Below are 25,560 nucleotides of genomic sequence, written 5' to 3' on the forward strand. Positions count from 1 at the left end.
GAATGAACGGACCAGGTGCGAACGTTCCGGAACAAACGGACCTGGTCCGGATGTGTCAGTTCGAGGGGGGGCGGCGGGGGGGGACTTGGGCCAGGACGGCGGCGGCGAGGGCGGCCGTGTCGATGGGTTTGCCCAGGACCGTGTCCATTCCTGATGCGAAGCAGCGGTCGCGGTCTGCGGGGGCCGTGTTGGCGGTCAGGGCCAGGATGGGCGTGTGGGGGTGGCCGGGGCGGGAGGCTTCCAGGGCTCGGATCTTCGCCGTGGCCTCGTTGCCGTCCATGTTCGGCATCTGGCAGTCCATCAGGATGGCGTCGAAGTGGCCCGCCTCCCAGGCGGCGACGGCCAGGAGGCCGTCTTCCACCAGATGGGCCTCGGCACCGAGTCGCTTCAGGTGCAGTTGCGCCACCTTCTGGTTCACCGGATGGTCCTCGGCCACCAGGATCCTGAGGCCGCTGAGGGAGCCGCCTGCGGCGACCGCGTTGGGCTCCGTGGACACGGGGCGGAGACTCTCCAGCGCGGCCTCTACTTCCGGCATGAAGAGTGGTGCGAGGAGGGAGGCGTTGTCGCCGAGGGCCTCGGCGCCCAGCGATCGGACGACCACGATCTTCGAGGCTCCCGTGCGGGCCTGGAGGGTCCTGCGGCACGCGTCGAGGGCTTCCGGCGACATCCCGGTTGGCTGCAGGAGCAAGCAGGCGGCCCTTGCATCGGAAGGGATGCCCGCGTCGTTCTCCTCCTCGAAAACGTCGACCTTCACCCCGTGGTACCGGAAGTGCCTCTCGACCATTCGACTCACGACCGGGTCCCTGGAGAGGACGAGGAGGCGACTGATGGGCAGCGCGTGGCGATGGGCCGGGTCCGTCACCGGAGTCGGGATCCTGAACCGGAAGGCCGAGCCGATCCCTTCACGGGACCGGACCGAGATCTGCCCGCCCATCGACTCGACGATGCCTCGGGAGATCGACAGGCCGAGGCCACTTCCGCCGAATCGGCGTGCCATGCTGTTGTCGCCCTGAACGAAGTTGTCGAACAGGTCCTGTTCTGCGCCCTCGGGCATCCCGCAGCCGGAGTCCGCCACGATGAAGCACGTCTCGACCCGCCCATCTCGGTGAAGACGTGGTCGCACGCGAATGCGCACGCCCCCCTTGTCCGTGAACTTCAGCGCATTGCCGACGAGGTTCAAGAGAACCTGCCGCACCCGATCTGGGTCACCCGTCACGCCGCGCGGCACCCGCGGATCGATCTCGATGTGAAGCCCGAGATCCTTACGCCGCGCCTCGACGGCCAGCGTCTTCGCAACCGCGTGCACCACGCTCCATGGATCGAACTCCGTGGTCGTAAGGTTGACTCGACCCGCGCGGATCGCCGAGGCATCGAGAATCATGTTGATCAGGCCGAGCAGCTCCGTCGAAGACTGCAGGGCGACGCTCGCGCACTCCCTTTGGCCTTCGGTGAGCGACGAATCGAGCAGCAACTGCATCATGCCGATCGAACCGTTCAGCGGCGTGCGGAGCTCGTGGGTGACCTTCGCGAGGAACTCGTCCTTCTGACGAGCGGCGATCCGGGCGGCGTCCAGGGCGGCTTCGAGTTCGGCCTGGCGGGCCTTGAGCTGGGCCTCCCGGTCGGAGGAGATCTCCGCCATCTGGAGCCCCGCGCGCACGTTCGCGATCGCGATCGACTGCGACTCCTGTCGCAGCTTCTCGTTCTCGAGCCGGAGTTTGCGCAGCTCTTCTTGGGGTTCCATGGGGCTGGTCAGCGGGTCCTCTGGACCTAGAACGTCAGGCTCGGCATACCGGATGCCGCGCGATTCACGATGGAAGCCAGGCCCGCCGGACGGATATCCGCCCGGAGGAGACTCGAAGACTCAGCGTGCTCGGGGAGCATGCAGTGCTGATCCAGACACTTGGTGCAGCAAGAGAGCTTGGCGCCGAGCGCCCCGAGCTGCTCGATGATGTCCAGAATGTCGGGGCGCGGCAGTTCCTTTCTCTGCGTCCGACAGGCCCAGAAGGTGCCCCGCAGCGTGAAGAACACGTGGGTCTCCACGCCGCTGCTCTGCGCCACGAGGGCGGTATTGAGCCCCAGCGCGGTGCGGTCCGCGTCTTCGAGACCCGTGGTGATCAGGATCTGCAGCGTTCGTCCTTCGGCGGTCTTCATGATGGAAACGGTGACGGGCGCGGCTCGCCCCAAGGTGAACTCAGATGAACTCAGATGAGATCAGATGAAGAGCGAAGTGGAGGACTTGATGGCTGCCTGGACACAGGTCGCCGCACCGCCAAACTCCACCCCGTCCTGGATCTCGTCGACTTCGAGGCCGAGGATCTCCATGGACATCTGGCAGACGATCATGCGGACGCCGAGGACGCTGGCCGTTTCGATCAGCGTGGGAAGCGACGCCACGTTCTTCTTCTTCATCAGGAAGCGCATCGCGCGCGGGCCGATCCCGCACATGTTCATGCGCGAGAGTCGAAGCGCGTTCGCGTTCTTCGGAAGCATCGCCGCGAACGCTGCCTGGAGCACGTTCTTGCCGCGCAAGCGCGTCCTCTTCTTGAGCGCGGTCGTTCCCCAGAACGAGAAGAACATCGTGACCGGGACGCCGGACGCCGCCGCGCTGGTCGCGAGCAAGAAAGCGCTGAGCTGCTTGTCGAAATCGCCGCTGAAGACCACGAGGGAGAGGCCTTCCTTCTGGCTCGGGGCTCCTGGCGCGGCCTGCGTCGTGCACGGGCTCGCCTCGGGCAGCTCCGAGAGCAGGCCGCGAAGCTCGGCCAGGCTCTCCTCGAGCTCCTGAATGCGGCTCTCCGTCGCGACGTCGGAGGTCATGCCTTCACCTCGATCGTGGCCGTCAGGCACTCGCTCTCTTCGAACGAGACGAGGCGATGTCCGGTCATCTCGGACCAGGCCGAGATGTCGGCCCGGAACGCGGGATCCGTGGCCTCCACCGTGAGCAGATCGCCCGGCGCGAGGTCACGCACGCGGAGCGAGAGCTGCACGATGGGCATGGGGCACTGGAGCCCGCGGCAATCGAGATGGTCCACCATGGTCAATTCTCATTCGAGGCAAGCGTCTCCGGGCGTCTGTGCCGCGCCGGATGGCTTCGCATGGGGACGCTGTCGACCATTCGAGCGGGCGGACTGAATTCCCTGTTGGGGACGTGGCGATTTGCCCTGATTCCGTCCAGGGGTTGACCCGTACTGGGGCGAAATCAGGGTCGCCCCTTCTCACGGCAGGTCGAGTTCGAGTCGACCTCCGGCGCTCAGGACGCCGCTCGCGATCGGCGCGGCGTTCGCGCTACCGCTGAGTCGGAAAACTTTTACCTCTCCCGCGAGCGTCTCCGGGACCTCCAGCCCGCTCTCCGTCGGTGCGAGGAACCGCGTGGTGGTCAGGAGTGAGCGCGTCGTCCTCTGGCCGTCCACCACGACCCGCACGGGGCCGTCGCCGGGGTCCCCGCGCAGTACCAGTGTTCCGGTCGCGAAGTCGAGATGGAACGGCTCCGGCTCCCGCACATTCGGCTCGAGCGCCAGCTCGGCTGTCAGCGAGTACTCATAGCGGATGACCTCGCACTCCATCTTCCACGCCCCAGCAGCGGGTAGACGAGTGGCGAAGCCCCCGTCACGCCCGAGGCGCACCTGTCGAGCCAGAACGGCCTGGGTGCCGCCGGGCCAATGGCCGCGGAAGAAGGTGACAAGTCGCTCGGGCGGCCGCTTGCCGTTCATCAGCACGGCGCCGGTCACACGGACCTCCGGCTCGTCCTGGACCCCGAGCTGCACCGATGCGGTCGCCCCGTCGGTGATCTGAACCCCCTGCCCGGGGCGACTCGGAAAGTTCGCTCGTCCCCGCGTGGTGGAGTAGGGGATCGCGCCAGGTTCGAAGCTGATGTCGCCATCTCCCAGCCACTCGCTTCCGTAGGTGAAGTGGGTCGCGCCGACGAACCAGTGGCCCGCGCACAGGTCACGGAACTCGAAGGTGCCGTCCTTGCGAAAGGAGGTGGTGCGTCGCATACCGAGCTCGTGGCTGATCGTCACGACGCCGCTTCTCAATTCGCCGTGGAGAGCGATGACGCGTCCCTCGACCGATCCCGTCGCCGGAAGCTCGAGATCGAGGACGGGACTCCCGTCCAGGGGATACGCGGCGACGCCGGCGCCCTGGATCTCCACGCCAAGCACGTAGGAGTCCTGCGGCAACGGATCGAAGCGGAAGCTCCCGTCCGAGTCCGTCATGGTCGTCGCGATGGCAGGGCCGGGCATGGCCCGGGTCCGAAGTTCGCCCGTCAGGGAGTAGAGCCCTTCCGGCGTGAAATGCCTCACGATCAGCTTGGCCGAAGCGACGGGCGCTCCCGCGCGCCGCAGCGTTCCGCGGTAGGCGATAGAGCTCGTCAGCTCCACGGTCGCGGAGCTTCCGTCCTCGCCCGGCAGGAAAGGATCCGATTCCACGAGCTGTTTGCCAGAAGACACGCGCCGTTGCGCCTGAACCTCGGGAATGGGAGACGAGGCGGTGCCCGCCGTTCCCGCGACCGTCCGGAGCGGCGGTGGCTCCTCGATCGTGCGGATCTGGATGGGGTCGAGGTCGAGCGTTTCGCCGGACCGCGTCTCGAGGATCTCGGACCAGCCGATCTGGCCCGCTCCATCGTCGTTCAGCGCGAGGACCTGGCCCCGGACTCCGGCCGGGAGATCACGCAGCCAGTACTCACCGGAGAACCGATCGGAGCCCTGAAACGTGCCCAGGAATTCGATCTGCTCCGAGAACTCGCCGAGACTCTTCAGCGATGCGCCCGCTTCGATCTGCTCCAAGAACTCCGCCGGCAGCGGCGTCACGAAGACCACTCCGTAGCTCTTGCCGGCCCCGAGCGCATCGTGCACCGAGCCATGTAGCGTCGCGCCGGCCAGGAGCACGACGTCGTCGACCTGCGTCGTCGTGCCTGCTTCGAACGTCAGCTCGAGCCTGGCGCTGGCACGTCCGGGCGCCACGATGGCGACCGCCTGGTGCTGGGTGCGTGACCGCTGTTTCGGGAGCTGGATGGAGAGCCGCCCGTTCGCGTCGCTGTCCTCGGAGTAGCGCGGCGTCACGTCGTTGTCCCAGCGCTGCGCGTGGGCGCCTGCGATCGGCTGGCCCGCTTCGTCGACGACGACGAGCTGGACCGTGCCGGGTTCCAGGGCGACCTCTCCTTCGGGCGTGGCGTCCGAAGGCGGCAACGCTGGCGTGGCCGCGGCGACGCGCGATCCGGGACGAGGCTCCGAGATGGGTGGGACCGCCGCGATGTCTGGCGGGGACTCGTCGGACGAGCCGGCGAGTTCCAGGAACGGTCGATCAGGCTCCCGCGGCTCCGCGTCCCTGAACGCCCAGATCGCCGCGGGCACGGCGAGCGCCGCCAGAACCGCCGCCGCTGCCACGAAGCCTCCGAGAGAAGCCGAGCTGGTGACGGCGCCCGACGCGGCAGCCGCCGCCGGGCCCTCGGGAAGTCGCACGAGTGGCGCGAGAGCGAGCCTCCATTCGCGATCCCGTGCCTCCAGCTTCTGCCGGAGCAGCCCGAGGCCCGCGTGGATTCGCGACCGAACCGTCCCGCCCGGCTCATCGTCGCGCCGCGCGATCTCGGCGGCGGTCAGGCCCTCGCGGTAGCGCAGCGTGAGCGCGCGGCGATAGGGCTCCCCGAGCTCCGAGAGGGCGTCGCGCAGCAGCCGCTCGCTCTCCAGGATCTCCGCGACCTCATGGGCGTCGGGGAGCGCCTCGAGGCGAGCGGCGGCCTCCTCTCTCCAGCCACGGTGCCTGCGCCCGCGCATCTCCGAGGCGACCTTTCGCCGTAGGATCGTTGCGAGCCAGCCCCGCGTGCTCGCTGGCTCGGGCTGGCTGGGCGCGTCGAGGGCCGCCAGGAGGGTCTCCTGGGCGAGATCTTCGGCGGTGCCGGGGTCCTGGACAAGCTTCCGGGCGAGTCCGTTGAGCCAGCGGGATTCCTCCAGAAGCCTGGCGATCTGGCTCGCGTCGATGGGGATGTTGCTTGCGGTCATGGTGCAGGAGCGACGCAACCGATCGCAGAAGCGTTGGGCAGATTCTGCCGAAATGCTCCGGGGAGGGGTGCCGGCCCGTTCGGACCCCGCCCACATCCGCCATGATGGGCCCAGCGCATTCCATCGACCTCTCCATGATCCTCTTCCTGCTTCTGGGTGCTGGCCCCGCCGCGACTCCTGGCCAGGGTCATCCGCTCTTCCGGGCGCGGGATCTCCGGGCAGGGGAGGAGGTCATCGAGCTCGTCTGTGGCGGTGCAGACAAGGACTACATCCTGGAGGTCAACGGCGGCGGGCTCGTCGTCGCGGACTTCGATCTCGACGGCCATCTGGATCTCGTCACCGTCAACGGATCGACCATCGACCGGGTGCGAGCCGGAAAGGAAGCGCTTCCTTCGGTCCTCTGGCTGGGCAACGGAAGCGGCGAGTTTCGCCGCGGCGGGCCGGAATGGAAGCTGGCCGGCGGAGTCTGGGGCATGGGGGGAACCGCCGGCGATATCGACGCTGACGGGGATCCGGATCTCGTGATCACCGAGTGGGGGCGCAATCGCGTCTTCCTCAACGAGGGCGGCAAGGGCTTCCGCGCCGTCGAAGCGTCGGGGCTCACGGGGGACCACTGGAGCACGAGCTGCGCGCTCCTCGACCACGACGCCGACGGCAAGCTCGACCTCGTCGTCATCAACTACCTGGAGTTCGACCTCGAGACCGCGGCAGGACCGGGTGGCGCCTGCCGCTGGAAAGGGCACGACGTCATGTGCGGGCCCGAAGGTCTCACGCCGACCCACGACCAGCTCTTCCGCGGGAACGGCGACGGGACCTTCGTCGACGTCAGCGTCAAGAGCGGCTTCCGACCCGAGAAGGCGTGCTTCGGACTCGGCGTCATGACGCTCGACTACGATCGCGACGGCGACACGGACCTCTACGTGAGCAACGATTCGATGCCGAATCACCTCTGGGAGAACCAGGGTGACGGGCGCTTCGTCGAGGTCGGCTGGCGCCGCGGCGTCAGCCACGACTCCAACGGACGCGAGCAGGCCGGCATGGGCATCGGTTGCGCCGACGTCGACGGCGACGGCCGCTCGGATCTCTTCGTCACCAACTTCTCCGGCGAGTCGAACGCGCTCTACCGTTCGTCGCGGAAGACAGGTTTCCGCGAGAAGGCCGACGTGGCGCGGCTCGGCGGGCCGAGCATCCAGCGCCTCGGCTGGGGCACCGGCATGTGGGACTACGACCTGGACGGGTTCATCGACGTCTCTGTCATCAACGGCCACGTGTATCCGGCGGCGGATCTCGTGGGGACCGACACATCCTACGCGCAGGCGGATCAGCTGTTCCTCGGCGGGCCGGAGCAGCGCTTCGCGGAGCGCGCGCTGTCCAGCGCGACCGCGGGCGTCGGGCGCGCTTCCGTATCGGCGGACTTCGACGGGGATGGCGACCTCGACCTCGTGGTGGTGCAGATGGGAGGACCGGTACGCTTCCTCGAGAATCGGGCCGATGGGATCGAGGGCCGGCATTGGTTCTCTCTCACGCTGAGCGCCACCGCGTCGCACCCCGACGCGATCGGAGCGCACGTGCGCGTCCAGGTCGGCGACGCCAGCTACACGGGCGAAGTTCGAACGACCGCGGGCTACCAGGCGGGCTGCTCCACGCGGCTGCACTTCGGCCTCGGGGCGGCAGAGACCCTCGACGAGGTGCGCATCGAATGGCCCTCGGGCCGCGTCCAGGTCCTCGAGGACGTGGCCGTGAATCAGCACCTCCGGGTGACGGAGGAGACCGAGTGATCGCGGCGCGCATTCTCGTTCTTGGGGGGCTGCTCCTGTCGCCCGCGCTCGCTGATCCCCAGGGGGGAGCGCCGTCCGTCCTCGACCGAAGTCCGACCGAGTGGAGCGCCGCCGAGTCAGGTCACTGGAAGGACTGGGACGCCGATACTCGACCACCGGAGGCCGTGCAGCCCTACCTCTTGCGCTCGATCGCGGCCTACCGGCGCGGCGATCGCCCCGCCGCCCTGCGCGCACTCTTCGAACTGCTCGAGATCGCCCCGGACTACCCGTCAGCGCTGCACCAGGCGGGCATCCTCTACTTCCAGCTCCGGCGCCACGGAGACGCGATCACCGCGCTGGAGCGCTACCTCGCCGTCGCACCCCATCGGGTGGGGGACACCCGCACGCTGGCCCATGCGTACTACTCCCTCGGCCGCTACGACGACGCCCTCGCGCACTACGCCCGGGTACTCAGCGTGCATCCCGAAAGCGCCGAGGCCCATCACGGCCAGGGGCTGAGCCTCATGCGGCTGGGGCAGAGCACTGCGGCACTCCAGGAGCTGCGCCGCACCCTGGAACTCGACCCGGCCCACGCGAGCGCCGCCTTCTGGATCGCGCAGATCCACTTCGACGAGGAGCGACTGGAGGACGCTGTCGCCGCCGCCGAGCACGCCCGCGACCTCGATCCCTTCGGCCCGCGCGTCTGGTTCCTGCTCGGTCAGGTCCTCTTCGAGCTGGAGCGCGACGACGAAGCCGAAGCCGCCAAGGCGCGCTTCGACGAGCTGAACCGCCTCGACGCCGCCGTCCGCGCGATCGAATCGAGCCTCGTGTTCGATCCCTATCAGCCCGCGCTCTACCGAGAACTCTGTCGACTCCATCGCGAAGCCGGCGACGACCTCGCCCTTCGGCAGGCGCTGAGGCGCTGGTCCAGCGTCGATCCGGCAGGGGCCGCAGCCGCGGCCGAGCCAGCGAGCGCCAAGTAGCCCGAGGGTGCCAGGTAGCCCGAGGCCGTCAGATGAGCCCGAAGGCGTCAGAGAACCCCGAGCCGCTTCAGCTCCTGCGCCAGCCGATTCGCCACGAACGCCGTGCCCTCGTCGGTCAGGTGAACGTCGTCCACGAACAGCGTCTGCTGACCGGTTTCCGCCACCTGCTTCGCGGCCGCCGCCTCCAGATCTGGCTCGATCTCCACCAGCGGAACACCGCGTTCCTGGGCCACCGCGCGGACGATCTCGGTCATCCGCTGCTGGGCCGCGAGCCGCGTGCGACCGTGGGTGAGGTGATCGCTCTCGGGATCCTTCGAGTACATCGCCTGGGTCATGAGCACCGGCTGGGCCCCATGCGCCTGCGCGATGGCGAGGATCGAGACGAGGTTGCGCTGGAAGTTGATGAAGCCGGTATCCGGCGGCGACCGAAGCTCCGGCGGCACCTGCAGCTGCCTCAGCGCCGCGCCAACCTCGCCCTCGGGCACGACCTTGGACACGAAGCCGAGGTCCGCCCGCTGGCTCAGGTAGTCCGTCGCGTACTTGCGCCAGGTGAGGTAGAGGACGCTCTTCTCCAGGATCGGCTCGATGGGCGACGGGCGGTACGTCGGCCAGCTCATGCGATAGTGGCGGTTGTCGAACGTCGGGTCGGGCCACATCGCGCACTCGGCGTCGTTCGTCGCCAGGTAGATCAGCACGATGTCCGGCGCGTAGGGGAGCACGCGGAACGCGAGGTTCTCCAGGGCTTCGAAGCTGTTCCACGAGGGAACGCCGCCGTTGAGCACGTCGACGGGGCGATCCGGGAGCTCTTCGGAAAGGATCGTCTGGAGCCGCGCAGGCCACGTGAACGCGTCCTTGCTGGGCCCGGTCCCATAGGTGCTGGAGCCGCCGAGGCACGCGATGCGCAGGCCACCCTCGGGCTTCGCGAGCGGGATCTCCGCCCCGCGGAAGCCGCTCGCGCCATGGGTCTTCTCGCTGGCCGTCCCGACGCCCCAGGCGCCCGGCTTGGGCGTCATGATCAGGTAGGGATGCGGCTCGAACTTCTTCGCCGACTCCGAGGTCACGTACTCCGGCGCCAGCGCTTCGGGCTCCAGGCCCGGGATGCGGAGGAAGCGTGGAACGGTCTCGAAGAGCAGGACGAAGGCGAAGAGGACGAGAACGAGCTTGCCGAGCACCTTGCCGCTTCGGGATCCATGGTGGGAGAGGGATGACATGTTGTCTCCATGATAGTGGGCCGCCAGGCAGGCGGGGTAAGCTCCCGCCGTGCGAGTCTTCTACTGCGACCACTTCGAGGTGATCCTCCCGCCCAACCACCGGTTCCCGATGCAGAAGTACGGGTTGCTTCGCAGGCGCCTGGTGGACGAGGGGCTCGTCGAGGAGGCGGACCTCATCCCGGCGAGAGCCGCCCCGCTGGAGGATATTTACGCCGTCCACGATGCGGGATACGTCCAGGGATTTCTCGATGGAACCCTGGATCGGAAGACCATTCAGCGCATCGGTTTCCCGTGGTCGGAGTCGATGGTGATGCGCTCGCTCGGGAGCGTGGGGAGCACACTCGGGGCGGTCGAGGCGGCGCTGGAGGACGGGATCTCCGGCTCGCTGGCCGGGGGAACGCATCACGCCTATCGCGACTTCGGATCGGGTTATTGCATCTTCAACGATCTGGCCATCGCCGCGCGTCGCCTGCTGGACCGCGGCTCGGTCGAACGCGTGCTGATCTTCGACGTCGACGTGCACCAGGGCGACGGCACGGCCTCGATCTTCGCGGACGATCGAAGAGTCTTCACCTGCTCGCTCCATGGCGCGCGAAACTTCCCGAGTCGCAAGCAGTCCAGCGATCTCGACGTCCCGCTCGAAGACGGTCTTGGCGATGACGACTACCTCGCTGCGCTCGACGGGGCGCTGGACGAGGCGATGGAGCGCGCGCGCCCGGACATCGTGCTCTACCAGGGCGGCGTCGACGTGCTCGAAGCGGACCGGCTCGGCCGCCTGGGGCTGACGCGAGAAGGTTGCCGGGAGCGGGACCTCCGCTCCCTGCGCTGCTTCCGGGGCGCTGGCTTGCCGGTCGCGCTGACGCTGGGCGGAGGCTACGCCGATCCGATCGATGCGTCCGTGGACGCCTATGCGGGAACCTATCGCGCCGCGCGCTCCGTCTGACGCGATTCGGCCGCCGGATTCTGCTCCCGCCTCCGTGCCCGCCGCCTCCTTCGCGGGTAGTCTTCACCGGACGCGTGCCGTGGATCTCCATGAAGCGGCACGCTCCCCGCTTCTCGAAGGACTGCCTCGTGCCCATGATCTCACATTCAGACACCACTCGCAGGGTCGCCGTCTCGAAGGGAGTCGCCTCCCGCTCCCGGCGAGCCGGAGCACTGGCTCTCCTTTTTTCGATCGGCGCGCTCGCGGGCTGCGGCGGCAAGGAGGCCGACCGAGCGGACGCCCCGGAGCCTGTCGCCACGCACTCCGGCCTGATCTCACGTTTGATCACGGATGCGCAGATCGCAGGCAGTACCACCGAGTCCACGGTGGAGCTAGCGGGTTTCAGGCTCACCGAGGACAACCGCGGCGAGTGTCCTTGGACGGCCCAGGGCGGTACGGATCAGATCCAGGCGCGCGTGAGGCCGCCGGGTGGTAGCAAGGAGAAGAAGGACATGCTGGCGGCCCTCGCGATTCGCGGCAAGGGGCCCAAGAGCTTCACGCACGAGTTCGCGTTCAGCCGCGGTGAGTGCACCATGGTTCAGCTCTTCATCACCTGCTACGGCGAGGGGTCAGAGAATCTCCGCGTCGTCACGCTCGACGAGAAGGGCAAGGTCGCAGAAGCGAGTGAGAAGATCACGCTCTCCGCGCGCCCGGAGCCGCACCTTCTGGAGATCGTGATCCCTCGCTCCGAGGAGACATCGACGGTGCGCACGGGCATCCGCGTCGAGGTCGAAGGGCAGAAGGCCCATGCGGCTCTTCTGTCGATGTCGGCGTTCAACGCTCCGGTCCAGGGGCTGATGCCCGCGGTCGGTGAGGGCGGGCAGATCGAAGTCGACCACTCGATGCGGTTCGCGGCTGGCCTGGTGGAGGGCGCTCCCTGGGAGGTGGAGCTGGCGTGCGATGGCGAAGCGCAGGGCGACGTCCTGCTGGACATGAGTTTCTTCCTGCCCGCGTGGGCCGGAAGCATGGCCCGATCCACGGCGGTGAACGTCGAGTATGAGGGCGCGGAAGGTCCTGCAACCGTCTCCGTCGACGTGCCGAAGGATGCGCGCTCGAGCTGGTCCGACACGTCCGTGAAGCTCGCGGGACTGAAGCCCGGCGCTTCGTCCCTTCGCCTGAGCCTCGTCGACAAGGACCCGCACACCGAGTCCGTCCTGCTGATCGGCGATGCGGTGGTGACCCAGCGGTCGCGGCAGCCGAAGTCGATTCTGCTGATCACGTCGGACACGCACAGGGCCGACCACATGGGGCTCTCTCGCGTGAGCACGATGGTCGACACGCCAGCTCTGGATCGACTCGGTCGTCGCGGTATCTACTTCGCCGACTGCCAGTCGACGACGAACGTCACGAACCCGAGCCACATCGCGATACTGTCGGGCATCCACCCCAGGGACACGCAGATCGTGGACAACAAGACCCAGCTGGCGCAGCAGGTCGAGACGCTGGCCGAGGTCTTCCAGAGCCAGGGCTATCGGACGTTCGCGGCGATCAGCACCCAGCACCTCGAACATGCCCAGAGCGGCCTCGGCCAGGGTTTCGACCGGTTCGAATCTACCGGAGCCTTCAAGCGTCGCGGCGATCAGGCCGTGGAGCAACTCGAGGACTGGCTGGCTGAAACGGACGGCGTCAGCACCTTCGCTTGGCTCCACCTGTTCGATGCCCACGCCCCCTACGACCCGCCGTCAGCGGCGGAGTCGAAGGCGACGAAGGGAATCGCCAAGGGCGGCGGCACGCTGGGCCTCGCCGACGAGTTCGTTCCCTACTGGATCAAGTCGAGGGGGATCGAAAACGGCGACTTCGTCGATGCCCTCTACCGTGCAGAAGTGGACTGGGTGGATGAGGCTCTCATGGGGCTGCTCGGCTCGGAGCGCATGAAGGACGCGTTCGTTGCCTTCACCGCGGACCACGGCGAGAGCCTGCGGACCCACAACGTCTACTGGGACCACGCGGGCCTCTACCTGCCGATGGTGGACGTCCCGCTGATCATCGCGGGCCCTGGTGTGGAGGCATTGCGCAGCGAGACGACGGTTCAGCAGATCGACGTCGGGCGAACCCTCATCAACCTCGCAGGCCTCGAGAACACGACGTATCCCGGCAGGGACCTCGTGCGGGCGGCCATCGACGAGGCGCCGGATGAACCGCGCTTTGCCATCGCGGCGCACGGCCTCCAGGCGAGTGTGAGCGCGGGCAGCTGGTTCTATGTGCTGGACCTTCGCGACTATTCCACCGAGAAGACCCCGCACAACTGGATCTACGGCCGCGGACGCCTCTTCGATCGTCGCAAGGGCGTCAACACCGAAGAGAACCTCGCCGACGAGAACCCCGAGCTGGCCCAGCGGATGCGTGATCGCCTGATCGAATTCCTCGAGAGCGCTTCGTCGGAAGGTCTGGGCAAGTCGGGATCGATCGACGAAGCGGCGGAGGCCAACCTCAAGGCTCTCGGCTACGCGGGCTTCACCGCGCGGACCGACAGCAAGTGGTGGACCCGTCCGGAAGACAAGAAGTAGTCCCCATGGGGGGGTTAGCGGGAGCGCTGCATCTTGATGGCTGCGCCCGCCTCGCACGCGCCGCTCTCGCCCTCGGTGCCGTCCGCCCAGAGGATGCGGTAACCCATCGGCGCGGATCCGTCGCCCGCGCCCACGTGGATCAGAGGGCTCGAGGCCGCTCCGTAGCTGTCCGTCGTTCGGACTTCGTGGCGTGCTTCGCCATGACCGGGCGTCCGGACGAAGATCGCCGCCCCGATGGCAGGAGCGCCGTGTTCGTCCAGCAGTTCGAACGTCACGCCCTTGCGGGAGTTCGCCACGTCGTTGCGGTAGAGGTGGACACCCGCGTCGCGGTTGTGGACCAGGATATCGACGTCGCCGTCGCCGTCGATGTCGCCGAAGGCCGCGGAGCGGGAGGTCGCCACGAGCGGCACGGCCACGCCACCCCGGGGCAGCACTTCCTGAAAGCGGCCCGCCGCATTGCCGCGTAGCAGCATGTTCTCCTCGGCGAACGGATCGCCCTCGATCGCTCGCTCTGGCTGCGTCACGCGGCCGTTCGCGTGGAAGAGATCGAGATGTCCGTCGAGATCGAAGTCGCGCAGCGCCACTCCGAACCGAGTCCGCTTCCGCGAAACGACGGCGAGGCCCCGCGCGGGCGTCCGGTCGACGAACTGGCCGCTGTCGTTTCGGTAGAAGGAATCGTCCTCACCCGTGAGGTTCACCACGAGCAGATCCTCGTCGCCGTCCGCGTCGATGTCGGCGACCGAGACGCCCATGCCCGCCTTGGCAGCGCCCTGGACGTCGACCGCGCAGCCCGAGATCAGGGCGGTTTCCTTGAACGTCCCGTCGGGCTGCGGATCCCAGAGCTGATTCGGCGTGCCGTCGTTGGCCACGAAGATCTCCGGACGGCCGTCGAGGTCGAAGTCGGCGCAGACGACGCCAAGGCCGTTGCCGAAGGCCGCGCGCAGACCGACTCGCTCCGATGCGTCCACGAAGGTCCGATCGCCCTGGTTCTCGAAGTAGCTGTCGGGCGCGGGCGCCCCATAGGACTTGGGGCTGCAGTAGGTGCGGACGCCCTGGGGCGAGCGGCAATCAATCTCGCCGTCGAGGGCCCAGTAGATGTAGTTCGTGACGAAGAGATCGAGGTCTCCGTCGGAGTCCGCGTCGACGAACACCGCGCTCGCGCTCCAGCTGGAGCCGCCGACGCCCGCCGCTTCCGTCACGTCGGTGAAGTGGCCCTGGCCGTCGTTCTGGAGCAGCGCGTTGCGCTCCAGATTCGACACGTACAGATCCATGTCGCCGTCGCCGTCGTAGTCCCCGGTGGCGACCCCCATGGCGTAGCCGCGGTCGTCGGCGCCGCTGCCGTCGGTGACGTTGCGAAAGTGTCCCTTCCCGTCGCCGAGGTAGAGCTGATTCCCGGGCCGTTCCGCGCGCGCCTGGTCGACGCCGCCCGCCTGGGCGAGGTAGACGTCGAGAGCCCCATCGCCGTTCACGTCGACGAGCGCTGCGCCCGTCGTCATGATCTCCGGCATGAGGTAGCGTCCATCGGCGCCCGAGACGTGGCGGAAGTCCCCGAGGCCGGCGGCCGCCGTGACCTCGGTGAACCACGGCGCCTCGCCGGTGGCCGCGGTGGCGGCGGGGTCCGTGGCCGCAGCGCCCGGGTCGGCGTCGCCTCCACATCCGGTGATAAGAGATCCGGCTAAAACGCAGCCTGCCACGGCGCCCGGCGCGCGCCACGGTAAGTCGAAGAGGGACACAGGTCGTCGGAGGCCACGGATCTGCATGACCCCAAGATAGCGGGATCTTCGGGCCCCTATCGTCTTTGGGTCAGCGAATCGGCCGCGTCCCCGTGGATCGCGCGCGCTCGATCGAGAGTGGCCTGGATGACCTCGCCGCCCATGCGGGCGCCCGCCTGTGCGGCCAGTAGCATGCGGAAGTACACGAGGGGCGGGGAGGCGCCGGGTAGCTCCAGGCCGTTCTGGAGCACCGCGGCGGCTTCCGAGTACCGCTGGAGCTTCGCGAGCAGCTGGCCTTCGAAGAGCGGCCCGCGTAGGTCGCCAGGGTCGAGCTGGCTCGCGCGTTGGAACGCCGCGCGGGCTCCGGCGATGTCGTTCATTTCGGCGAGGGTCGAGCCGCGCTGAAGGTAGGCGGGCGCTCGGTCTGGCCAGCGCGCGATGATGGCGTCGATGGAGGAAAGGGAGCGCGCGGTCTTGCCGCTGGCCCTCTGCGCCGCCGCGCGCCCCGTGGCGATGTCGTAGTTCGCCGGGAACTGCTCGAAGATGGCGTCGTAGTGCTCTTCGGCGCGCTTCGTGTAGTCGCCGCCGATCAGCGCCACGCCGAGCCGCAGGGCGACGCGGCTGTCCTGTGGCCGCAGCGCGCGGAGTTCCTCCAGGGCTTCGATGGCCGCGTCCCACTGCTTCTCCTGCACGAGTCGCTCCGCGCGATCGGAGAGGTCGTTGTCCAGGTTGCGAGCGCGCGATGCGCTCTCGCTCCACGGATCGACGTAGCGCGGCAGGGCACCCTGACCCGCCTCGAGATGGGGGAGAGCCTCTTCGGTCTGCCCCGAGCGCCGCAGCGCGTCGCCGAGGATCAGGCGCACGTACGGCTCGTCCGGCGCGCGCTCGAAGGCGGTGCGTGCGTGCTCCATGGCGGCGGAGACTTCGTCCAGTGCCAGCGCCGCGCGCGCGAGTCCGATGGGCGCGTCCGGGACGTTCGGGAGTAGCAGGGCAGCTCGCTCGAAGGCGGCACGCGCTTCTTCGGCGCGCCCGAGGTCGAGCAGCCAGGTGCCCCGTCGACGCCACGCCGGTCCATAGTTGCCGTCGAGCGAGAGAACCACTTCAAGCCGCTCGAGCGCCTTTTCCAGCTTGCCCCCCTTGCTCGCGGCGATGGCGGCTCGGTATCGGAGCTTCGGATCTTCGGGGCGGAGATCGGCTGCCACGGTGAAGGACGCGTCGGCCCCGGCGTGGACCCCTTGGGCTTCGTAGGCACGGCCAAGGGCAGCCCAGAGATCCGCGTTCCCCCGGTCGGAATCGACGGCGTCGGTCGCCTGCTGGATCTCTGCGATCGTCGCGTCGTCGAGCCCGCCAGCGAGCTGCTGGGCGGAGGGAGGAGCCGGGACGTCGGGTTTCGCCGGACCGCAGGCAGGGGCCAGCGCGATCACGAGGCCAAGGAAGAGAGCGTCGAGATAGCGGCGGGAGAGTGGCAGCATCATGGGCCCCCTATTGTGCCAACTCTTCCAGCCCGGGATTCGGCGGCCAGATTTGCGTGAACCGGCTGCAACTGGAGGCGGCGTCGGATCGTTCGTTCTGGGGCGGGATGGTCCCGCGGTGAATGACGAGACCCGTAAGAGGAGACGAGAACGATGCAGATTGATCCGGACGTGGGAACAGGGGTGGACGACTACGTGGTCGTGGAGGAGGGAACCTACCCCCTGCGCGTGGAATCCGTGCGCGAGACGAGGAGTCCTGACGGAGAGGTCGCGTGGATGCTTCGAATGGCGCTGGTCGAGGGTGAACGCGCCGGACGGACGGCTGTCACGGACTGGCTCAACTTCACCGATCGCGGCATGCACAGGGTCCGCAGCATCCTCGGAGCCCTGGGCTGGGACGTTTCCGTGCCGGTCGAGGTGGAGCCCGAGCACCTGATCGGGCTCGTGGCCAACGTGCGCCTCATCAACCAGGAGACGACGCATCCCGACACCGGGCGGATCCAGCGGCGCAGCCGGGTGCCCTACGACGGCTGGTCGCCCTGTCCAGACGCCGAGCGTCTCCAGGCCATGGCCCCGAGGACGACCGGTGGCGGCGGGGGGGTGGGGCTGGCTGCGGACGCGATGCCGTTCTGAAGCCTGATTCCCACTGGACGGGAGCGGGGGAAGGGCGCTTACTGCTACCCATGCAACCCATGGAAGCCGAAGCACTGAACGAGGCCATCGCCAAGGCGAGGGCCGTGATGCTTCGGGCCCATGCGCCGCACTCGGGGTTCCGCGTGGGCGCGGCCGTCGTCCTTTCGGACGGCGCCGTGTTCGCGGGCTGCAACGTGGAGAGCGCAAGCTACGGGCTCACTCTCTGCGCCGAGCGTTCGGCTCTCTCCGCGGTGATCGCTGCCCGCGGAAGCCTCGCAGCGGATGCGGTCCGCCTGGTCGTCGTCGCGACCGAGGCGGATGGACCCACGCCGCCCTGTGGGGCTTGCCGCCAGTGGCTCGTGGAGTTCGCGCCGAACGCCGAGGTGCTGGCCGTGGCGAGGGACGGAAGGTCCGCGAGCTGGTCGGTGGCCGAGCTCCTGCCCGATGCCTTCACGGGCGATCAGCTCCCGTAGGTCGCGAGCCAATCCTGGGCGGTCAGCCAGCTTTCGGCTCGGCGAACGCACGGCTCGACCCTGCCGTGTTCTGGCTGACCATGCGCGTTTCGCACACGGGCGGGTCTCGCATCTGCACGAGGCTCCAGGTCTCCCATTCCCTCCGGAATAGCGTCTTGGGCCCGATCAGCAGGGGCGGCGAGCGAGGCGAATACCCTCATGGCGTGCTCTCCAATGGGGTCCAGGGGGGGAATTCTTGCGCGCGACGGTCACCCAGCTGGCGGTCGATCGGTCGAACGTGGGGGAGGGAGGTTCCCCTGCCATGCAAAGATCGAACGATGGGCCCATCCGGGCACGACTGGCCCTCTTGGCCCTCCTCGCGCTGCCATCATGGACTGGTGACGCATGCGTGATGGAAGTCCGTGGCCCGTCCGGCGACACTGTACGCCATGCGAAAGGGCCACAAGAGAGCGGGAGCACCCCGGTGACGAAGAGCCAGACGGAGGCCAAGGTGAAGGCGCGTATGGAGGAACTCCGCGAGGAGATCCGCCGACACGATCAGCTCTACTACAACGACGGCGTGTCCGAGATCTCGGACGCCGACTACGACGCGTTGTTCCGGGAGCTGAAGTCGCTGGAGGAAGCGAATCCAGAGCTCGTGACCGTCGACAGTCCGACCCAGCGCGTCGGCGCGCCGCTGCCCGAGGGCGGCAGCTTCGACAAGGTCAAGCACGTCGTGCCCATGCTGTCGATCGAGAGCCTGCGCACCGACGAAGAGGCGCGCGACTTCAGCGCAAAAGTCGTGCGCTTCCTCGGTCTGGAGAGCGATGACGAACTCGAATGGCACGTCGAGCCGAAGTTCGACGGCGTCTCTGCGGCGCTCATCTATCGCAAGGGAGAGCTGGTCCAGGGCGTCACGAGGGGCGATGGCGTCACGGGCGAGGACATCACGGCGAACCTGCGCACCGTGCGCGACGTTCCCCTGAAGCTCCACATGAAGCCCGCGCCCGAGACGCTCGAGGTGCGTGGCGAGGTCCTGATCGCGCGGGACAGGTTCGATCGTTTCAACGAGTGGCGCGCTGAACGCGGGCAGCCGATCCTCGCGAACGCGCGCAACGCGACAGCCGGCGCGCTGCGCCGGAGCGATCCGGCTGAGGTCCAGAAGTACCCGCTGGAGTTCCACCCCTACAGCATCGTGCGCTGCGACGGCTACGAGCTACCGAACTCCCACGCGGAGCAGATGCAGCTTCTGGCGGCGTGGGGCTTCGCGGCGCCTGCCCTGGACGAGACGGTCCAGGGGATCGGGGGCTGTCTGGAGTACCAGCAGCGCATGGAAGAGAAGCGCGACACGATCCCGTTCGAGATGGACGGCGTCGTGGCCAAGCTGGATGATATGGCGCTTCGCACGCGCCTCGGCACCAACTCGCGCACGACCAAGTGGCAGTACGCGCACAAGTTCAAGCCCGTGGAGGCGACGACGGTTCTGCGGGCGATCGAGGTGCAGGTCGGCGTGAACGGCCGATTGACGCCGCGCGCGCACGTCGACCCGGTGCAGGTGCTCGGCGTCACGGTGCGGCACGCCACGCTGCACAACGAGGACTACGTGCTCGGCCTCGGCATCGCGCCGGGCGATCGGGTGTTCGTGAAGCGCGCGGGTGACGTGATCCCGCAGATCACGGGCCTGGCGATGGAAGCGGAGCCCTCCGTGCCAGCGGATTGGTCCGACGCGATCCCCGAGTCCCTGAAGGACGCGGACGGCGGCATCCGAGAGGGCGCGATCGTGCAGTACCGCGAGCCGTTTGCGATGCCCGAGCACTGCCCTTCCTGCGGCGAAACCGTCGTCCGCGAAGGAAAATACGTCCGCTGCCCCAACGTCCACGGCTGCAGGCCGCAGCTCATCGGGCGCACCGTGCATATGGTGGGGCGCAGCGGATTCGAGATCGACTCGCTCGGAGAGAAGATGATCGTCCAGCTCTACGACGCGGGCTTCATGGAGTCGCCGGCCGATCTCTTTCGGCTTCTAGAGCGGCCCGACGAGGAACTCGTTGCGCTGGATCGCTGGGGGGCCAAGACCGTCGCCAACCTCAAGAAGGAGCTCGACGAGAAGCGTCGCATCTCGCTCGATCGGTTCCTCGCGGCGCTCTCGATCCCCGAAGTCGGCACGTCGACCGCACGCCTCCTCGCCAAGAGCTTCCGCACGCTGGACGAGCTGCGCGAGGCGACCCCCGAGCAGCTCCTCGCCATCGACAAGATCGGGGACGAGGTCGCGGGCAGGATTCGGGCCTGGTTCGAGGACGAGCGGAGCGCCTCGTTGATCCAGAGCCTCCTGGACTCGGGGGTCGAGATCGTCGAGGAAGAGTCCGCGGTGATCCTCGGGAACGCCTTCGAGGGGGCGATCGTGGTCTTCACGGGCACGCTGGAGAAGATGAGCCGTTTCGAGGCCAAGAAGGCCGTCGAGGCCCAGGGCGGCCGGGTCGGGTCCTCGGTGTCCAAGGCGACGACCCATCTGGTCGTGGGCGGAAAACCGGGTTCGAAAGCCAAGAAAGCCGAGGAACTCGGCGTCCAGGTGCTATTGGAACCGGAGTTCCTGAAGCGTCTGTCGGGCGACGACGGCTGAGGAACAGGTAGAATTCGCGTCAGATATGACCGCCGAGAACACAACCGCCGACAGCAAGGACGAGGCACCCGACGACGAGGTCGGGCGTCTCGTGAAGCTCGCCCACGAGGGCGACCCTGATGCGCTGAACGATCTGTTCGCGCGCTATCACCAGACGATGGTGGAGGTCGCACGGCGCAAGCTCGGACCCCGACTGCGTCTCAAGGAGGATCCCGACGACCTCGCTCAAACCACCTTCAGGGAGGCGACGCGGGACTTCAGCCGGTACCAGTACCAGGGGCAGGGGTCGCTCCTGCGCTGGCTGGTCCAGATCCTCCAGAACAAGATCCGGGACAAGGCCGAGTTCTACTCGGCCGGCAAGCGGGACCTGTCGCGCGAGCGCGCCATGGACGCGGGTTCGGGGGACGGGGACAGCGATCCGACGCCCAGGGACTTCATCAGCAGCGACCTGTCGGTGACGCGTGTCGTCCAGCGAGACGAGAACTTCGAGCTGCTCCGCGAGTCCCTGGGGGAGCTCTCCGAGGAGCACCGCAAGGCGATCTCCCTGGTGTTCTTCGAGGGCCTCCAGCTGCGGGAGGCCGGCGAGCGCATGGGCGGCAAGAGCGAGGACGCCGTCCGGATGATGCTTCGGCGGGCCGAGGCCAAGCTGGGCGAGAAACTCAGGGCACAGCTGGGCGACCCTGACACCGATCAGGGTTGACTCGGGAGCGATTCCGGGGCGGCAGGGGCTCCTTCCGAGCAGCATTTTCAGGATTCGGGCCGTGGTGACCCTTCCCATGACCGGACTCGAACGCTATCCTTCGCCGCTCGCGCAGAATGGACCAATAACTCAGTTGGTAGAGTGCCATGTTCACAGCGTGGAGGTCGCTGGTTCGAGTCCAGCTTGGTCCACCATTCTGCCCCTTCTCCCTCCTTCATCACCGGGTGGGCGAGGATGTGACCCGGAGGCGGGATCGTGAGCGTCAACCAGCAAGAATGGCTCGAGTCCCTGGCTCGCCTTCGTAGCGAACGACGCGCCTGTGCCCAGGTCGTCGTGATCGGCGTCAAGGGATCTGCTCCGCGAGAGATCGGTGCTCGCATGATCGTGGCCGATGGTCGGCTGGCGTGGGGAACGATCGGTGGGGGGCGCCTGGAGCACCTGGCGATCGAGCGCGCCGCGAAGCTGGTGGAAGCGGCCCAATCCGGCCGCGACGCGGGTACGCCCCAGGCCTTCACCGAGTCGGTCCCGCTCTCCGAGAAGGCCGGGCAGTGCTGCGGCGGCGAGGTCACTCTCTACTACGAGGCCTTTCCCTGGACGCGGCGCAAGCTCGTGATCTTCGGGGCCGGACACGTGGCGCAGGCGATCGCCGGGCTGCAGCCCTACCTCGATCTGGACGTACTTCTGATCGACCCGCGCAGCGAGGAAGAGATCGAGCCGCCCATGGCCGCCGACCGGCCGTTCGAGACGCTCTTCATCGACTCGCCCGAGGAGGAGATCAGCGGACTTGCGGAGGGCTCGCTTCTGCTCGTGATGTCCCACAGCCACGCGCTCGACCAGGAAGTCGTCGCCCGCGCGATCAAGCGCAACGCGTTCCCCTACATCGGGCTGATCGGTTCCGATCGGAAGTGGACGCGGTTCCGGCATCGGCTTCTGCAGCGCGGCTTCACCGAGGAGGAACTCTCCCGAGTGACCTGTCCGATCGGCGTGAGCAAGGGCTCGAAGGAGCCGCGGAAGATCGCGCTCTCGGTGGCGGCGGAGCTCGTCGAGCTGAAGTTCGAAGGAGCGTCCAGCGCCGAGGGTCGGAGCTGATGGTCTTCGGCACAGGGCAGACGGAGACGGGTGGCATCCCGCAGGCGGAAGCGCGCTTTCGTCGCGGGCTCATGGGCCTCGTGGCGCTCGGTGCGCTCGGTCAGTTTCTCATCCAGTCCCAGGCGTTCGGCGTGAATCCGATGGCGCTCGTTCCCCAGGTGGATGCGGCGACGATCTGGGAGCAAGCGGGCGAGATCGCGGGAGGGACGTTCGTCGACGACAAGCCCTATGACACCGCCCCGCTCGTGCTCTGGGTGGCGGGTGCCGTGAGAGCCCTCGGCGGCGGGCTCGTCGCCTGGGGCGTTCTGCAGTCGGTTCTGCACCTCATCACGGCGGTGCTGATCGCGCTGACGACCCGGAGTCATGCGGCCCGCGCGGGCGCAGCTCTCGCGGGATCGACCGGCGCGGGACTTCTGGCGGGAGCGCTCTTTCTCTTGCTCGATGAGCCAGCGGCGTCCACCTCGCGCGTACTCTCGGGGACGCTCCAGCTCTTCCTGGCGTCGGGCCTCCTGTACCTCCTTCGCCCGCGCGGCTCCGGCGATGAATCGCGGCTGGCGGGCGCGGGCGCGCTGATCGGGCTTGTGCTCGGGCTCCTTTGCCTCGCCTACCCGCCCATGCTGGCGGGGATCCCGTTCCTGGGCGCTTGGATCTATCTCGCGAGCGGGAGGAGCGCTCGCTCGGCCCTGGTGATGGTCGGCGGAGCCGCGCTGGCGATCCTGCCCGCAACGCTCCACAACGTGAAGGCGTCCGGCGAGCTGATCCCCATCAGCGCCCAGGCAGGATTGACCTTCTATCACGGCAACAACGCTTCCGCGGACGGAACCATCGCGCCGGTTGGCGTCGTGAACGACAAGGGCGAGCAGGCGCTCGATTCGCTTCGGCAGGCGCGCGCCCAGCTGGGCGATTCGGCTGGCTGGAAGGACGCAAGCCGCTACTGGATGGGTCAGGGGCTCGACTGGTGGGCGGAGCATCCCGGGGCGGGCGCGAAGCTCGCGCTGACGAAGCTCTGGTACGCCATTTCGGGCCAGCGCTACGGCGATGTGTATCAGCCGTGGCGCGAACGCGCGGACGGGGTCGCATCCCGACTCTGGCTCGCACCGCTGCCGCTGGCCTGGCTCCTGCCGCTCGCGCTCGTCGGGCTCTTCACGCTCCTGCGCGATCGATCGACGCGGATGGCAGTCTTGCCGCTCTTTCTGCTCGTGGTCGTCCCGATCGCCGTCGTCGTGGTGTTCTTCTACACGCCGCGCTATCGCCTGCCCGTGGCGGCAGCGGCTCTACCGCTGGTCGCGGTGCTCGTGGCTCGACTCTCGGCAGGTCGGGGCTCGGGCCAGCCCGCGCGCGGCGCAGCTCTGGCCGGAGTGGCGCTCCTCATCGGCGTCAGCAGCGGCTTCGTCAACCGGAGGGTGGGTTTCGATCTGGACCCGAACGCGAGCCACGAGGTGCGCTTTCTCGAGCGCATGGCGGCCGCGAGCGGCCGGATCGATCGGCACGGTGACGGGGCGCGGTACCTGGAGAAGATCTTTCAGCTCGATCCAGAGAGCGCGGAAAACCGAGGGCGCTTGCTCGATCTCCTGTGGTACCTCGCAGCGAGCACGGATCCTACGGTCGCGGAGCCCGCGGTCTCGATGGAGATCGTGGAGCGGCTGATCGCCGAGTTCGGGCCGGTGCCGGGGCTCCTCGATCTGCGCGCCACGGCGAAAGCGGGAATGGGGGACTTTCGGGGCGCGCTGGAGGACGAGGATGCGGCTCTCGCGACCCTGGGCCCCGCCGATCCTTCTCGTTCCGAGATCGAGCAGCGCCGCGCTCTCTATGCGGCAGGCCGCAAATTCGAGCTACCTTCTCTAGAGGAATGACGTCGGCTGCGTAGAGCGTCTGATCGTCCCGACGAGTCCACCCATGCGGAACCTCACCTTGCCGACCCCTGCCGTCCCGACCTCGCTTCGCTCTCCCGTGGCCTGTGCCTTCGTTCTTGCTCTGATGGGTGCCGGCACCGCCTCATGCGGTAAGCCCCCGGAGCCGCCGCGTCCGAACGTCGTCCTGATCTCCATCGACACCCTGCGCTCCGACCATCTCGGCTGCTACGGGTACCGCCGGAACACGTCGCCGGAGATCGATGCGCTCGCCCAGCAGGGTGCGCTGTTCGAGCAGCACATCACGAGCGCACCGTGGACGCTCCCCGCGCACACCGCCATGTTCACGTCGGTGCCGGACTCGGTGCACGGCGTCACGTCGCCCATCGGTCATCGCCTCGCGGAGGAGTTCGAGACGCTTCCCGAGTCGTTCCAGCAAGCAGGCTACGCGACGGCGGGGTTCTTCGCAGGTCCGTATCTCCATCCGGCCTTCGGCCTCGGCCAGGGATTCGACCGCTACGTCGACTGCGTGAACACCGTCCCCGACGAGGCGGTCGACGCGGACAATCGCTGGTCGATGCAGGATCCCGTCCTGCGTCGCTCGCACCACGGCGTCACCAACGACAAGGTCTACGCGCAGTGGAAGGCGTTCTACGAGGAAGCGGGGACCCGCGCCGGGAAGGGGGACAGGCCGTTCTTCGCCTTCGTGCACCTCTGGGACGTGCACTTCGACTTCGAGCCGCCGGCTCCGTACGACACCATGTTCGACCCCGACTACACGGGGCCGTTCACGGGGAAAGACTTCTTCACGGACCCGGCCGTGAACGCAGCGATTCCCGAGCGCGACAAGCAGCACATCATCGCGCTCTACGACGGCGAGATTCGCTGGACCGACGGCTTCGTCGGCAAGATCAAGGCGGACCTGCAGCAGAAGGGCCTTCTCGAGAACACGATCTTCGTGATCACCTCGGACCACGGCACGGAGCTCTTCGACCACGGCGGTAAGGGGCATCGCACGGCCCTCTACGACGAGCAGATTCACATCCCCCTGGTCGTCCACTTTCCGCGACTCGTGCTGCCGGATCAGCGCTACCGCAACCAGACGCGGATGATCGACCTGGGCCCGACGATTCGCGACCTCGCAGGATTGGCCCCCGTCTCGACGACCATGGGGGAGAGCCTTGCGCCGCTTCTTCGCGGCGACGTGGGAACGCTCCCTTCGCAGCCTGCGATCTCCGAGCTGTATGACGTTGGGCGGGAGCTGCGCTCGATGCGCACGGACACGGCCAAGCTGGTGCATGCTGCCGACTCTGGCGAGATGAGCTGGTTCGACCTGGCGGCCGATCCGGGCGAGCGCGAACGGCGGAAGGTCCGTCCGGGAGACCGCTCCCGCAAGCTCAAAGAGCAGTACGAATCACTGCAGGCGTGGCTCCTGCAGGCCATCGAGAATCGGCCGGCGGGACCCGCCGAGGCCCACACCCCGGACGCCATCCTGCGGTCCCTGCGGGCCAACGGCTACACGGGCGACGATGATGAAGATGATGCAAAGAGTGGCGGGGGGCGATAGGGATCAGCGTCAGAGGTGCCGTCGGTCTGCTATAG

The 25,560-nt window shown here is 67.9% G+C and carries 19 protein-coding genes and 1 tRNA gene; 12 read left to right on the plus strand and 8 right to left on the minus strand.

The features are described 5' to 3' along the window. Positions 1–55 precede the first annotated feature (55 nt). The 5 genes from Poly30_RS04595 to Poly30_RS04615 form a co-directional block, all read right to left on the minus strand. Positions 56–1,741, minus strand: coding sequence for an ATP-binding protein (locus Poly30_RS04595; RefSeq protein ID WP_145194848.1), 1,686 nt, complete (start codon positions 1,739–1,741; stop codon positions 56–58). 26 nt (positions 1,742–1,767) lie between these two features. Then, positions 1,768–2,151, minus strand: coding sequence for a DsrE family protein (locus Poly30_RS04600; protein WP_145194849.1), 384 nt, complete (start codon positions 2,149–2,151; stop codon positions 1,768–1,770). A gap of 60 nt (positions 2,152–2,211) precedes the next feature. Then, positions 2,212–2,814, minus strand: coding sequence for a DsrE/DsrF/DrsH-like family protein (locus tag Poly30_RS04605; protein WP_145194850.1), 603 nt, complete (start codon positions 2,812–2,814; stop codon positions 2,212–2,214). Next, positions 2,811–3,032 (minus strand): sulfurtransferase TusA family protein, encoded by a 222-nt coding sequence (locus Poly30_RS04610; protein WP_145194851.1) that lies wholly within the window; start codon positions 3,030–3,032, stop codon positions 2,811–2,813. Before Poly30_RS04610 ends, Poly30_RS04605 begins: the two co-directional genes overlap by 4 nt. A gap of 180 nt (positions 3,033–3,212) precedes the next feature. Next, the gene (locus Poly30_RS04615; protein ID WP_419190950.1) at positions 3,213–5,993 is read right to left on the minus strand and encodes a sigma-70 family RNA polymerase sigma factor; all 2,781 of its coding nucleotides are present in this window, start codon (positions 5,991–5,993) and stop codon (positions 3,213–3,215) included. A 134-nt stretch (positions 5,994–6,127) separates the two neighbouring features. Here Poly30_RS04615 and Poly30_RS04620 point away from each other — a divergent pair, with 134 nt between their 5' ends. Both Poly30_RS04620 and Poly30_RS04625 read left to right on the plus strand, forming a co-directional pair. Next, the gene (locus tag Poly30_RS04620; RefSeq protein WP_419190951.1) at positions 6,128–7,771 is read left to right on the plus strand and encodes a CRTAC1 family protein; all 1,644 of its coding nucleotides are present in this window, start codon (positions 6,128–6,130) and stop codon (positions 7,769–7,771) included. Continuing rightward, on the plus strand, positions 7,768–8,733 hold the full coding sequence (locus Poly30_RS04625) for a tetratricopeptide repeat protein (protein WP_419190952.1): 966 nt from the start codon (positions 7,768–7,770) through the stop codon (positions 8,731–8,733). Before Poly30_RS04620 ends, Poly30_RS04625 begins: the two co-directional genes overlap by 4 nt. Positions 8,734–8,780: 47 nt before the next feature. On the opposite strand, the gene Poly30_RS04630 is transcribed toward Poly30_RS04625, so the two are convergent. Continuing rightward, positions 8,781–9,944: an SGNH/GDSL hydrolase family protein gene (locus tag Poly30_RS04630; protein ID WP_145194855.1), complete on the minus strand. Its 1,164-nt coding sequence runs from the start codon at positions 9,942–9,944 to the stop codon at positions 8,781–8,783. 49 nt (positions 9,945–9,993) lie between these two features. Between Poly30_RS04630 and Poly30_RS04635 the strand changes: the two genes are divergently transcribed. Both Poly30_RS04635 and Poly30_RS04640 read left to right on the plus strand, forming a co-directional pair. Further along, positions 9,994–10,887 (plus strand): histone deacetylase family protein, encoded by an 894-nt coding sequence (locus Poly30_RS04635; RefSeq protein ID WP_145194856.1) that lies wholly within the window; start codon positions 9,994–9,996, stop codon positions 10,885–10,887. A 134-nt stretch (positions 10,888–11,021) separates the two neighbouring features. Next, positions 11,022–13,433 (plus strand): sulfatase, encoded by a 2,412-nt coding sequence (locus Poly30_RS04640; RefSeq protein WP_145194857.1) that lies wholly within the window; start codon positions 11,022–11,024, stop codon positions 13,431–13,433. Positions 13,434–13,447: 14 nt separating this feature from the next. On the opposite strand, the gene Poly30_RS04645 is transcribed toward Poly30_RS04640, so the two are convergent. Both Poly30_RS04645 and Poly30_RS04650 read right to left on the minus strand, forming a co-directional pair. Then, the gene (locus tag Poly30_RS04645) at positions 13,448–15,193 is read right to left on the minus strand and encodes a CRTAC1 family protein (protein WP_145194858.1); all 1,746 of its coding nucleotides are present in this window, start codon (positions 15,191–15,193) and stop codon (positions 13,448–13,450) included. 29 nt (positions 15,194–15,222) lie between these two features. Continuing rightward, positions 15,223–16,620, minus strand: a complete 1,398-nt coding sequence (locus tag Poly30_RS04650; RefSeq protein WP_419190953.1) for a tetratricopeptide repeat protein — start codon at positions 16,618–16,620, stop codon at positions 15,223–15,225. A 150-nt stretch (positions 16,621–16,770) separates the two neighbouring features. Here Poly30_RS04650 and Poly30_RS28115 point away from each other — a divergent pair, with 150 nt between their 5' ends. From Poly30_RS28115 to Poly30_RS04685, 8 genes are all read left to right on the plus strand, one after another. Next, positions 16,771–17,250 (plus strand): hypothetical protein, encoded by a 480-nt coding sequence (locus Poly30_RS28115; RefSeq protein ID WP_419190954.1) that lies wholly within the window; start codon positions 16,771–16,773, stop codon positions 17,248–17,250. A 59-nt stretch (positions 17,251–17,309) separates the two neighbouring features. After that, a complete protein-coding gene (gene cdd, locus Poly30_RS04655) occupies positions 17,310–17,723 on the plus strand; it encodes a cytidine deaminase (protein ID WP_419190955.1) in 414 nt (137 codons plus the stop codon). A gap of 463 nt (positions 17,724–18,186) precedes the next feature. Then, entirely contained in the window at positions 18,187–20,319 is a 2,133-nt protein-coding gene (gene ligA, locus Poly30_RS04660) for an NAD-dependent DNA ligase LigA (RefSeq protein WP_419190956.1), read from the plus strand. Between the two features lie 25 nt (positions 20,320–20,344). After that, positions 20,345–21,019 (plus strand): RNA polymerase sigma factor, encoded by a 675-nt coding sequence (locus Poly30_RS04665; protein ID WP_145194862.1) that lies wholly within the window; start codon positions 20,345–20,347, stop codon positions 21,017–21,019. 118 nt (positions 21,020–21,137) lie between these two features. Then, positions 21,138–21,213, plus strand: a tRNA-Val gene (locus Poly30_RS04670). A gap of 61 nt (positions 21,214–21,274) precedes the next feature. Further along, positions 21,275–22,108 carry a xanthine dehydrogenase accessory protein XdhC gene (gene xdhC, locus Poly30_RS04675; RefSeq protein ID WP_419190957.1) on the plus strand — a complete coding sequence of 278 codons (834 nt, stop codon included), beginning with the start codon at positions 21,275–21,277 and terminating at the stop codon, positions 22,106–22,108. Continuing rightward, on the plus strand, positions 22,108–23,961 hold the full coding sequence (locus Poly30_RS04680; RefSeq protein WP_145194864.1) for a hypothetical protein: 1,854 nt from the start codon (positions 22,108–22,110) through the stop codon (positions 23,959–23,961). Before xdhC ends, Poly30_RS04680 begins: the two co-directional genes overlap by 1 nt. Before the next feature lie 43 nt (positions 23,962–24,004). Then, the gene (locus Poly30_RS04685) at positions 24,005–25,525 is read left to right on the plus strand and encodes a sulfatase (protein WP_145194865.1); all 1,521 of its coding nucleotides are present in this window, start codon (positions 24,005–24,007) and stop codon (positions 25,523–25,525) included. The last annotated feature ends 35 nt before the right edge of the window (positions 25,526–25,560 follow it).

It is taken from the genome of Saltatorellus ferox, from assembly GCA_007751475.1.
Taxonomy (GTDB): Bacteria; Planctomycetota; UBA1135; order UBA1135.